The sequence below is a fragment of the Pseudomonas sp. FP597 genome, assembly GCF_030687435.1.
GTDB lineage: Bacteria > Pseudomonadota > Gammaproteobacteria > Pseudomonadales > Pseudomonadaceae > Aquipseudomonas > Aquipseudomonas lactucae.
Genome location: NZ_CP117432.1, coordinates 4,873,357 through 4,885,003, shown reverse-complemented (window position 1 = coordinate 4,885,003; position 11,647 = coordinate 4,873,357). Strand labels below are relative to the sequence as shown.

General features: G+C 60.5%; 10 protein-coding genes. 8 read left to right on the top strand and 2 right to left on the bottom strand.

Annotation, left to right across the window (positions count from 1 at the left end; genetic code table 11):
• Positions 1-40: 40 nt before the first annotated feature.
• Positions 41-934: an AraC family transcriptional regulator gene (locus tag PSH66_RS22250; protein WP_305427668.1), complete on the top strand. Its 894-nt coding sequence runs from the start codon at positions 41-43 to the stop codon at positions 932-934.
• Here the strand turns inward: PSH66_RS22250 and PSH66_RS22245 are convergent.
• Positions 931-2,319, bottom strand: coding sequence for a PLP-dependent aminotransferase family protein (locus PSH66_RS22245; protein ID WP_305427667.1), 1,389 nt, complete (start codon positions 2,317-2,319; stop codon positions 931-933). The two genes, PSH66_RS22250 and PSH66_RS22245, sit on opposite strands and share 4 nt — an antisense overlap.
• A 345-nt stretch (positions 2,320-2,664) precedes the next feature.
• On the opposite strand from PSH66_RS22245, the gene PSH66_RS22240 reads away from it, so the two are divergent.
• Complete coding sequence (locus tag PSH66_RS22240) at positions 2,665-3,870, top strand: benzoate/H(+) symporter BenE family transporter (RefSeq protein WP_003175579.1); 1,206 nt, start codon at positions 2,665-2,667, stop codon at positions 3,868-3,870.
• 92 nt (positions 3,871-3,962) lie between these two features.
• Here PSH66_RS22240 and PSH66_RS22235 read toward each other — a convergent pair whose 3' ends face one another.
• Positions 3,963-5,627, bottom strand: coding sequence for an electron transfer flavoprotein-ubiquinone oxidoreductase (locus PSH66_RS22235; protein WP_003175578.1), 1,665 nt, complete (start codon positions 5,625-5,627; stop codon positions 3,963-3,965).
• A 506-nt stretch (positions 5,628-6,133) separates the two neighbouring features.
• On the opposite strand from PSH66_RS22235, the gene PSH66_RS22230 reads away from it, so the two are divergent.
• From PSH66_RS22230 to PSH66_RS22205, 6 genes are all read left to right on the top strand, one after another.
• Positions 6,134-6,883, top strand: a complete 750-nt coding sequence (locus PSH66_RS22230; protein ID WP_003175577.1) for an electron transfer flavoprotein subunit beta/FixA family protein — start codon at positions 6,134-6,136, stop codon at positions 6,881-6,883.
• A 16-nt stretch (positions 6,884-6,899) separates the two neighbouring features.
• Complete coding sequence (locus PSH66_RS22225; protein ID WP_141063507.1) at positions 6,900-7,829, top strand: electron transfer flavoprotein subunit alpha/FixB family protein; 930 nt, start codon at positions 6,900-6,902, stop codon at positions 7,827-7,829.
• 84 nt (positions 7,830-7,913) lie between these two features.
• The gene (locus tag PSH66_RS22220) at positions 7,914-8,729 is read left to right on the top strand and encodes an ABC transporter substrate-binding protein (protein WP_141063508.1); all 816 of its coding nucleotides are present in this window, start codon (positions 7,914-7,916) and stop codon (positions 8,727-8,729) included.
• Positions 8,730-8,738: 9 nt separating this feature from the next.
• A complete protein-coding gene (locus tag PSH66_RS22215; RefSeq protein WP_003175574.1) occupies positions 8,739-9,101 on the top strand; it encodes a DUF4398 domain-containing protein in 363 nt (120 codons plus the stop codon).
• Positions 9,098-9,913, top strand: coding sequence for an OmpA family protein (locus PSH66_RS22210; RefSeq protein WP_003175573.1), 816 nt, complete (start codon positions 9,098-9,100; stop codon positions 9,911-9,913). The genes PSH66_RS22215 and PSH66_RS22210 overlap by 4 nt, the downstream gene beginning before the upstream one ends.
• 202 nt (positions 9,914-10,115) lie before the next feature.
• The gene (locus PSH66_RS22205) at positions 10,116-11,555 is read left to right on the top strand and encodes a PLP-dependent aminotransferase family protein (protein WP_003175571.1); all 1,440 of its coding nucleotides are present in this window, start codon (positions 10,116-10,118) and stop codon (positions 11,553-11,555) included.
• The last annotated feature ends 92 nt before the right edge of the window (positions 11,556-11,647 follow it).

The window sequence follows — 11,647 nt, the reverse complement described above, 5'->3', positions numbered from 1 at the left end:
CGCCCTGCACCGAGTCGTGAATTTTCCGAGAACTGCTTTTATGCTGCTGACCCGCCATCTCGACGCCAACGCCACGCTGGTTTCCTTGATCGAAGGGCTTACGTCCCGCGACGGTTTTTCCCCCACCCACCTGCCTGGCGTCAGGGTATTGCGCGCCAGTTGCGACGTGGCGCGCGGGCCGCAGATCTATGAGCCGAGCCTGATGTTCGTGGCCCAGGGCAGCAAAGTCGCGTACCTGGGCCCGCGCACGCTGGAGTACGGCGCCGGGCATTACCTGATCCAGGCCATGCCGGTGCCGTTCGAATGCGAGACCTTCGCCATGGCGCCGGGTGCGCCGTTGTTGGGGGTGACGGTGGGTATCGACCGGGTGGTGCTGGGTGAATTGGTGATGGCCATGGGCATGCAGGCCGGGCCGCCGCCGACGGCGCAGACCCTGGCGTCGATGAGCTCGGTGGTGCTCGATGATGCGATGCGCGGCTGCGTCGAGCGGCTGTTGCAGTGCCTGCACGATCCGCTGGAAAGCCGGATCATCGGGCCGGCGCGGGTGCGCGAATTATTGTTCACCGCGTTGCGCGGGCCCCAGGCCGATGTATTGCGCGCGCTGGTGGAGCAACAGGGGCAATTTTCACGCATCGCCACTTCATTGAACCACCTGCATGCGCATTTCGCCGAGCCGCTGAATATCGAGACATTGGCCGGGTATGCGCACATGAGCGCGTCGACTTTTCACGAGCACTTCAAGCGCTGCACCTTGTTGTCGCCGGTGCAGTATCTGAAGCGCCTGCGCTTGCTCAAGGCCCAGCAGTTGCTGCTGGTGGAGGGCGTAAGTGTGGCGCAGGCGGCGCACAGCGTAGGGTACCAGAGCACGTCGCAATTCAGCCGCGAATACAAGCGCTACTTCGAGCGTAACCCGGGCGAGGAACGTGCGGCCTAGTAGTAACGACGGGGGTCGGATTCAATCAGGCTGGCCAGTTTGGTCAGGGCGAAGCGCAGTTCGTCCTGGCTGGTGGGCGACATCAGCACCAGTCGCACACTGCGTGTCGTCCCGGAGCGTTCGGCCTGGAATTGCGTGCCACTGAGTACCAGCACGCCATTGGCCCGCGCCAGCATGGTGAACTCGTCGCTGGTCCATGGCTCCGGCAAGGTCAGCCAGGCATGGTAGGAGTAGGGCTGGGCCTTGAGTTCGAACCTGGCGAAAATCTCGCGGGCAATCGCTTGCCGCGCGGCCGCTTCGTTGCGGTGGATGCTGATCAGTTTTCTGTCCATGCCTTCGCTGATCACATTGCTGGCCAGTTGCGCGGTCAGCGGTGATGGCATCCAGACGCTGCTGCGCACCATCGAGCTTAGGCGCGACAGCCATTTTGGCGGGCTATGCAGATAGCCGATACGCAGCGCGGGCATTACAGACTTCGACAGGCTGGTGAGATACACCGAACGCTCCGGCGCAAACGCCGAAAGGGGTTTGATGGACGGGTCGGTGGCGAGAAAACCGTAGATGTCATCGTCAAGAATGATGAAGTCGAACTCTTCAGCCAGCGCTGCGATTTGCGCCCTGCGCTTTTGCGACATGATCGCCGCCGTCGGGTTCTGGCAAGTCGCCACGCACACCAGCATCGCCGGTTTTTCCCGCAGGCACAGTTCGCGCAGCGCCTCGGGAATGATGCCTTCGTCATCCATCGGTACGCCACGTAGGCGACGTTCAAGGCCGTGAGCCAGGGAAATGATGCCGGGATAGCACAGCGCTTCGCAGAGCACCAGGTCGCCGGCGTTGGTCAGGGCGCTCATCGCCACCATCAAGCCATGCTGGGCGCCAGCGGTGATGATCACTTGCTGCCATTGTGCATCGGGCAATGCATGCCGCAGCCACTGTGCCCCCGCCTCGCGATGCGCCGGGTGACCGCCGTCCGGGGCGTAATCCAGGGCGCCGGCGAAATCGGTGCTCCTGGCCAGGTTCACCAGCGCGTCGCGCAGCCAGTGCTCCAGGGTTTCGCTGCCAGGCTTGATGATCGACAGGTCGAGCAGTTCCGGCTGCCCCAGATTCAGCGACGCCGGGCTGTTGCTCGTCGCCGGTTCCGGTTGTTTCTGACTGAGCACGTACGTACCGCGGCCCACTTCCCCCTGCACCAGGCGACGGCGCTGCGCTTCGCTGTAAGCGCGGCTGATGGTGCCCGGCGTTACATCCAGGGCCGTGGCCAGCTCCCGCAGGGTCGGCAGGCGATCGCCTTTGTTCAACACGCCATTGCTGATGTCGCGCGCCAATGCGTCGGCAATCGCCAAATACATCGGCTGGTTGAACTCGCTTAGCTGGGGAACCCACATGAATGATCAATGCCCATCGTAGAAATGATGAAGGGGCGAGCATATCACAGGCGGTTTTCTGCTAATGACGCGACTTAATCCATTGATTGAGTCGATTGAGTCAATTTTTTGGAGTGATGCCTGTTTTTTGGTAAATATTTTCTATGAAATTATTGATACGAAAATCAATAGGTTAATTGGATATTGCGGAAAGATTTCAGCTGTGGCCATAAGGAATTTTGGGTGATGGTTTTGTTATGTGTTGAATCCATTCAATTTGATCAAATACACTCGCATTGAATCGAGTCAATCGACTCAATCATCCCCTGGCCACTGCGCGACGCTATCGCGCCAAGTCGAGACATCATGAACACACTCAGAAAGGATCTATCCCTGTCAGCTGTGATTGCCGGTTTTATCGCCGTGATCATTTCGTATGCCGGTCCCTTGATCATCGTGTTTCAGGCGGCCAAGGAAGCGCACCTGCCCAATGACGAGGTGTCGTCGTGGATCTGGGCGATTTCCATCGGCAGCGGCATTACCGGCCTGTTCCTGAGCTGGCGCCTGCGGGTGCCGGTGATCACCGCGTGGTCGACACCGGGAGCGGCGTTGCTGGTCTCGATGCTGCCTACGGTGACCCTGGCGCAGGCCATCGGCGCGTACGTGGTTGCGTCAGTGATTATTGCGGTGGTGGGCTTGTCCGGCGCATTCGACAAACTGATGAGTCGCCTGCCCAAGGCCATTGCCGCCGCCATGCTCGCCGGCATCCTGTTCCGCTTCGGCGCCGAGCTGTTCACCTCGATCAAGCTGCAACCGGCGCTGGTGTTGGCGATGCTCGCGACTTACCTGGTGTTCAAGCGCTTTTCGCCGCGTTACGCGATTCTCTCGGTGCTGATCATCGGCTGTGCGGTCGCTGCCTCGTTTGGTGAATTGAACAGCGGTGCAATCACCATCGCCGTGGCCCAGCCGGTGTTTATCGCGCCGCAGTGGAGCTGGCACGCCATCATCAACATCGGCCTGCCGCTGGCGTTGGTGACTCTGACCGGTCAGTACGTGCCGGGCATGGCGGTGTTGCGCACCGCAGGCTACAACACGCCGGCGCGCTCGATCATTTCAGTGACGGCGATCGGCTCGATCCTGATGGCGCCGTTCGGCTCCCATGGTTTTAACCTGGCGGCGATTACCGCCGCCATCTGCACTGGCCGCGAAGCCCATGAAGACCGCGACAAGCGTTACATCGCCGGGATCGCCTGTGGGGTGTTCTACATTCTGATGGGCATCTTTGGCGCGACCCTGGCTTCGGTGTTCTCTGCCTTGCCCAAGGAACTGATTGCTTCCTTGGCGGGCCTGGCGCTGTTCGGTGCAATCAGCGCCGGGCTGACGGGCGCCATGGCCGACGAAAAACAACGCGAAGCGGCACTGATTACCTTCCTGGTCACCGCTTCGGGCATGAGCTTCCTGGGCCTGGCCGCTGCGTTCTGGGGCCTGATCTTTGGTCTCGTCGCGCACTTCGTGCTGAGCTACACCCGGCAAAGTAAAGCCACCGCCGTTGCCGAGGTCAGCCGGTCATGATCGCGTCGGTTTAGCCGCCGTGCGGATACAAAAAAGCCAACGCATGAAGCGTTGGCTTTGGTGTGTGGCGAAGGGCTTTGTGAGGAGTCGTCTTACATATTCGGGTAAGTCGGCCCACCTGCGCCTTCCGGCGTGACCCAGGTGATGTTCTGCGAAGGGTCCTTGATGTCACAGGTCTTGCAGTGCACGCAGTTCTGGGCGTTGATCTGGAAGCGCTTCTCGCCGTCTTCTTTTGTGATCACCTCATACACGCCGGCCGGGCAGTAGCGCTGTGCCGGTTCATCGTAGAGCGGCAGGTTGGTGCCGATCGGGATGCTCGGGTCTTTCAACTTCAAGTGGCATGGCTGTTCTTCTTCATGGTTGGTACCGGAGATGAACACCGAACTCAGCTTGTCGAAGCTCAGCTTGCCGTCAGGTTTGGGGTAGTCGATCTTCGTGCTGTCCTTGGCCAGCTTCAGGCAGGCATAGTCCGGCTTGGTGTCGTGCAAGGTAAACGGCATTTTGCCGCCGAGGATGTTCTGGTCGAACCAGTTGAAGCCGGCACCGATGATCGGGCCGAACTTGTGCATCGCCGGGCCGAAGTTGCGGGTGGCGAACAGTTCTTCGTAGAGCCAGCTGGCTTTGAAGCTGTCGACGTAGTTGGTCAGTTCATCACCGCCTTCGGATTCGGCGAACAGGCGCTCGGCGACGGCGTCGGCGGCGAGCATGCCGGACTTCATCGCGGTGTGGCTGCCTTTGATCTTGGCCACGTTCATGGTGCCCAGGTCGCAGCCGATCAGGGCGCCGCCCTTGAAAACCATCTTCGGCAACGAGTTGATGCCGCCCTTGGCCAGGGCGCGGGCGCCGTAGCTGATGCGCTTGCCGCCTTCGAGGTACTGGGCCAGCACCGGGTGATGCTTGAGGCGCTGGAACTCGTCGAATGGCGACAGGAAGGCGTTGCTGTAGGACAGGTCGACGATCAGGCCGACCACCACCTGGTTGTTTTCCAAGTGATAGAGGAACGAGCCACCGGTGTTCTCGTTGCTCATGATGTCCAGCGGCCAACCGGCGGTGTGCACCACCAGGCCAGGTTGGTGCTTGGCGGGGTCGATTTCCCAGATTTCCTTGAGACCGATGCCGTAGTGCTGGGCGTCGGCGTCGCTGTCCAGGTTGAAGCGCTTGATCAGTTGCTTGCCGATGTGGCCACGGCAACCTTCGGCGAACAGCGTGTATTTGCCGCGCAGCTCCATGCCTGGGGTGTAGACGCCTTCTTTGGGGTGGCCTTCGCGGTCGACACCGAGGTCGCCGGTGATGATCCCGCGGACCACGCCGTTTTCGTCGAACAACGCTTCCTGGGCGGCGAAGCCTGGGTAGACTTCCACGCCCAGGTTCTCGGCTTGCTGGGCCAGCCAGCGGCACAGGTTGCCCAGGGAGATGATGTAGTTGCCTTCGTTGTGCATGGTCTTGGGCACAAAGAAGTCAGGTACCTTGGTGGAGGCATCGCTGCTGCGCAGTACATAGATGTCATCGCGCACCACAGGGGTGTTGAGCGGGGCGCCGAGGGCTTTCCAGTCCGGGAACAGTTCGTTCAGGGCGCGTGGTTCAAACACGGCGCCGGAGAGGATGTGCGCACCGACTTCGGAGCCTTTCTCGACCACGCAAACGCTGATTTCCTTACCGGCTTCGGCGGCCTTCTGCTTCAGTCGGCAGGCGGCGGACAGGCCCGCCGGGCCAGCGCCGACGATGACCACGTCGAATTCCATGTATTCGCGTTCCACAGGCTATCTCCTACTCAAGGCTCAACAGGCTTTTTTTCTAATGGGTGGAGGTTCGGTGTCGTCCTGCGGCAACGGCAAGACCCACCTTTCTCTCTAGGTGGCGCATTATATATAGACCACTGTCAGCGTCCAATACAAACGTTTGTTTGAATTGCCCGCAGGCTAGGTAAATCAAAGCAACGCGGCTTATGACTGGCCATTTTGCCGTATTGACCAGAATAGGCGTTCCGGTCAATATACGGTCGGTTTTGCGCTTACCGTAGGCAGACAGCAGGTTTCAAGAGCACGTCCAAAAGCGAGACAGGTGACGCACGCTGAAACGATGGCGCGCAGTTTACACGCCGCGATAAAGAATGACCTCTCAGTCACCACTGACGAACGGTCATCATTTCCCGTGAGCAAGGTCACTTGCCCAGGTTTTTGGAGGTGCCCTTGTGTGCCGATGAGCATCAACCGCCAGGTTCGCCTAGGCGACTTTCTTTTCACCGGAGAGTAACGAGGAATCCATGAAGGTTCTTGTAGCTGTCAAACGCGTTGTCGATTACAACGTGAAAGTTCGCGTCAAGGCGGACAATTCCGGCGTCGACCTTGCTAACGTCAAGATGTCGATGAACCCATTCTGTGAAATCGCCGTGGAAGAAGCCGTACGCCTGAAAGAAAAAGGCGTCGCGACTGAAATCGTGGTGGTGTCCATCGGCCCGACCACTGCTCAAGAGCAGCTGCGTACCGCCCTGGCGCTGGGTGCCGACCGTGCCATCCTCGTCGAATCCGCTGAAGAACTGACCTCCCTGGCGGTTGCCAAGCTGCTCAAGGCGGTTGTCGACAAGGAACAGCCTTCGCTGGTGATCCTCGGCAAACAGGCCATCGACAGCGATAACAACCAGACCGGCCAGATGCTGGCGGCGCTGACCGGTTACGGCCAGGGCACCTTCGCGTCCAAAGTGGAAGTGAGCGGCGACAGCGTTGCCGTGACCCGCGAAATCGACGGCGGTGCACAGACGGTTTCGCTGAAACTGCCGGCCATCGTCACCACCGACCTGCGTTTGAACGAGCCGCGCTATGCGTCGCTGCCAAACATCATGAAAGCCAAGAAGAAGCCTCTCGAAGTGCTGACTCCGGACGCTTTGGGCGTTTCCACCGCCTCCACCAACAAGACCGTCAAAGTCGAAGCGCCGGCTGCACGCAGCGCGGGCATCAAGGTCAAGTCGGTGGCTGAACTGGTCGAGAAACTGAAAAACGAAGCGAAGGTGCTTTGAATTGGAGAGCCGGATCATGACTATCCTCGTAATCGCCGAACACGACAACAAAGTGCTGGCCCCGGCCACGCTGAACACCGTGGCTGCTGCTGCCAAAATCGGCGGCGACATCCACGTTCTGGTTGCAGGCCAAGGCGCTGGCGCCGTGGCTGAAGCCGCTGCGAAGATTGCTGGTGTGAGCAAAGTCCTGAACGCTGACAACGCCGCTTACGCGCATCAGCTGCCGGAGAATGTTGCGCCATTGGTTGCAGAGCTCGGCGCCGGCTACAGCCACATCCTGGCCGCCGCCACCTCCAACGGCAAAAACATCCTGCCACGCGTTGCCGCGCAGCTGGACGTTGACCAGATCTCCGAGATCATCTCGGTCGAAAGCGCCGACACCTTCAAGCGCCCGATCTACGCCGGTAACGCCATTGCCACCGTGCAATCGACCGCTGCCATCAAAGTCATCACCGTGCGCGCTACCGGTTTCGACCCGGTTGCCGCCGAAGGTGGTTCGGCTGCCGTTGAAGCGGTTGCTGCTGCCCACGACGCCGGTACTTCGAGCTTCGTTGGCGAAGAGCTGGCCAAGTCGGATCGTCCTGAGCTGACCGCTGCCAAGATCGTCGTTTCCGGCGGGCGTGGCATGCAGAACGGTGACAACTTCAAGCACCTGTACGCCCTGGCCGACAAGCTGGGCGCGGCCGTCGGCGCTTCCCGCGCGGCTGTCGACGCAGGCTTCGTGCCCAACGACATGCAGGTCGGCCAGACCGGCAAGATCGTCGCGCCACAGCTGTACATCGCGGTCGGTATCTCCGGCGCGATCCAGCACCTGGCCGGTATGAAAGACTCCAAAGTGATCGTTGCGATCAACAAGGACGAAGAAGCGCCGATCTTCCAGGTAGCCGATTACGGCCTGGTGGCTGACTTGTTCGAAGCCGTACCCGAGTTGGAGAAGCTGGTCTAATCCAGCCGCTTCACTTATAAAGAGCCCGGTCTTGTGACCGGGTTTTTTTTATCCGGCCTTTTGTGAATATCGGAGAAAACCGCCATGGAACTGCGCCCCTGGGTAGTCTTGCTGGGCCTTTCGCTGCTGCCAAGCCTGGCGCTGGCCGCCGGTAGATGTGAGCGCCTGGTGATCACCGGCAGCCCGGACGCACCGCCCTTGCTCTGGCGTGACCCCCAGGACCCCACTCACCTGATCGGTGCCACTGCCGATGTGTTGCAGCAGGTAGCGAAAGACCTGGGTGTGAAAATTGACCTGCTCTACGGTGGCAAGCGTTCAATGGCCCTGGACGAAGTACGCAGTGGGCGCATGGACATTTTTGCCGATGCACCGCTCAATCATGCCGAGCTGGACAACTTCGACTACATCCACCCGGCTCTGGTGCAGAGCGACTATCTGGTGTGGACGCGCAAGGATTCGGCGCTTGCCTATGCCACGGCGACCGATCTGCACGGTTTCAAGGGTGCGGTATCGGAACGGGCCCGTTTGAGCCGTGAATTCGACACCCTCGCCGAGCAGCACCTCACCCTGCAACGATTCCCGACCTTGACCCCGGCATTCCAGAAACTGCTGTTGGGCGAGGTGGACTATGTGCTCGCCGGGCGCTATTCCGGCATGGCCATGGCCCAGACGCTGGGCATGAGCAATGACTTGATTGCCCGCGATATGCCCATCGATCAACCCGGCCTGTACCTGGCGATTTCCCACAACTCGGTCTGCAATGATCCGTGGTTGCGCGGACAGCTCGCCAAAAAGATGACAGAATTGCCCGGGTCTGGTGTGACGGAAGCCGCGTTGCAGCGCAATCTGGAGCGTTGGAAAGCACAATTGCAACAACCCGTCGGCACCCCAACACAGTAGGGATTTTCAGTGACTCTTCGACCTTTTTTCGCGGCCCTCGCCGTTGTTGCCCTGGCGGGATGTGCAGCCGATCCTGCGCCGAATGAACAGATTCGCCTCACCCGGCAGGCCTTGGAACAAGCCAATGCGGTTGGCGCCAGCGCCGATGAATCACCCGAATTGAAACTGGCCGAGGACAAATTCGCCCAGGCCAAGGCCGACATGGCCGACCAATCCTATAAGGACGCGCGCATGCAGGCCGAACAGGCCGAGCTGGACGCACGCCTCGCAGAAGCGCGGGTACTGACCGGCAAAAGCCAGGAACAACTCAACGTGCTCAATACCCGCATCACGCGCCTGCGCAAGCAATTGCAGTTGGGAGAAGCCCAATGAGCCCGATGATGCGTGGTGTGAGCTGTGCCGTGCTGCTGGGCAGTGCGGTGTTGGGTGGTTGCGCGAGCCACCCCAATGGCGAGCAGGCGTTGCAACAGGCCGGCAGTGATTTCCAGAAGGTCAAGGAAGACGCGAATGTGCTGCGCATCGCGCCCAAGGACGTGATTCGCGCCGGTGAATCGCTGGCACGCGCCGATCGCTTGTCCAGCTACTGGGGCAGCGGCGCGGACGTGGTGCACTATGCCTACTTGAGCCAGCGCTACAGCGCCATCGCCCGCGAACACACCGAGCAGGCGCTTAACGAAGAACGCGCCGCCAAGCTCGAACTGGAACGCCAGCGCCTGCAGTTGGCCTTGCGTGAAAGCAAGCTGATCAGCGTGCAGCAACAGGGCAAATGGCTTGAGGAGCAGATCGCCAGCCTGACCACCACCCAGACCGACCGTGGCCTGGTGATGACCCTGGGCGATGTGCTGTTCGACACGGGCGAAGCAGAGCTGAAAAACTCGGCCAACCGCACCGTGTTGAAGATCGTGCAGTTCCTGCAACTGAACCCCAAGCGCGTGGTGCGCATCGAGGGTTACGCCGACAATACCGGTGGCCAGCAGGAAAACCTCAAACTATCCCGCGACCGCGCGCAATCGGTGGCTGATGTGCTGGTGGATTTGGGGATCGACGAAAAGCGCATCCAGGTCGAAGGCTACGGCGACCAGTACCCGGTGGAGGCCAACGCGTCCGAACGGGGCAGGGCGCAGAATCGTCGGGTGGAGATTGTGTTCTCCGACGAGAAGGGCCAGCTCGGCGCCGCCCGCTGAAGTCTGGTGTGGATCAATGTGGGAGGGAGCAAGCCCCCTCCCACATTGTTCGATGTACCTCCGAGAATCCATGTGCCCCCATAGTTTTTACTGTCACTCCCGCCCGCGCTCGACTATTGTGGCAACTGTGCCCGTACACTTCTAAACTGTGCCGGTATGTTTCACACAAAAATAAAATACCCGTGAAATCGAGTGCTGCGTCATGACCAATCTGTTGCTTTATCAACGTATCGCCCAGCAACTGGCCGAGGACATCCGGCGCGGAGTCTATCAACCGGGCGAACGTGTGCCTTCGGTGCGCAAGATGAGCTCCCAGCTCAACGTGAGCCATGCCACGGTATTGCAGGCCTACGCCAACCTGGAAGACCAGGGCCTGATCCGGGCGCGGCCGCAGTCCGGCTATTACGTGCACCAGACGCCGGCGCTGACCGCGCCGACACCGGATATCGCACGGGTCGAACGTCCTGGGTTGGTCACCCGCAGCAGCATCATTCAGCAGGTATTGGGCGAGTCGCGCCGCGAAGGCGTATTTCCGCTGGGCGCGGCCGTGCCGAGTGTCGATTACTTGCCGGTCCGCGCATTGCACCAGCAACTGGCCAAGGTTACGCGGTTCCAGAGCCCACGGGCGTTCAGCTACATGTTCAGCCCCGGTTTCGAGCCGCTGCGTCGCCAGGTGGCGATCCGGATGCGCGATGCCGGTGTGGTAGTGGACCCCTCCGAAGTGGTGATCACCCACGGCTGTGTCGAAGCGTTGCAGATGTCGCTGCGGGTGCTGACGCGCCCTGGCGACCTGATCGCAGCGGAATCGCCGACTTACTATGGCTTGCTGCAACTGGCCGATTTGCTCGGCCTCAAGGTCATTGAGATTCCCTGCGATCCCTCCACTGGCATGAGCCTGGAGGCCCTGCAATTGGCGGCCAACCAATGGTCGATCAAGGCGCTGGTGCTGACCACGCGCCTGAGCAATCCACTGGGCGGCACCATGCCCGAGGAGCGGCAGAAGCAGTTGCTGCGCCTGGCGTCGGATTTCGATATCCAGATCGTCGAAGATGATATCTACGGCGAACTGATGTTCGAACTGGGCCGCACCAAGGCCCTCAAGGCCTATGATCGCCTGGATCGGGTGATCTACTGCTCGAGCTTCTCCAAGACCTTGTCGCCGGGGGTGCGCATCGGCTGGATGATCGCCGGCAAGTATCAGCAGGAAATCCAGCGTCTGCAGATGTTCAGCACCCATTCGGCGTGCAGCGTGACCCAGATGGGGGTTGCGGCGTACCTGGAGAACGGTGGCTACGACCGGCACCTGCGTTACATCCGTCAGGAATACCGCAAGAACCTCAGCGCGTTTCAACTGGCGGTGCAGCAGTATTTCCCGGAGGGCACGCAGATGACCCGACCGACCGGCGGCTTTATCCTGTGGGTCAGTTTGCCGGGGCGGGTCAATACCCAGGAACTGCATGTGCGCGCCCTGCAACAGGGCATCAGCATTGCGCCGGGGTTGATCTTCAGTAACACCGAGCAGTTCAATCACTGTATTCGCCTTAACTGCGGCACGCCGTGGAACCGCGAGGCAGAGCGGGCGTTGATGACCCTGGGCATGCTGGCCAGCCAGTTATGCCAGGAAACGGCAGCGGGTTTTTGAGGCGCACACAGGGACAACTCCGATAGCAGGCGCATCACCGCGCTTGTCATGCCACGCACAACAAGCGAGCATATGGCCCTCTGCCGTTAATG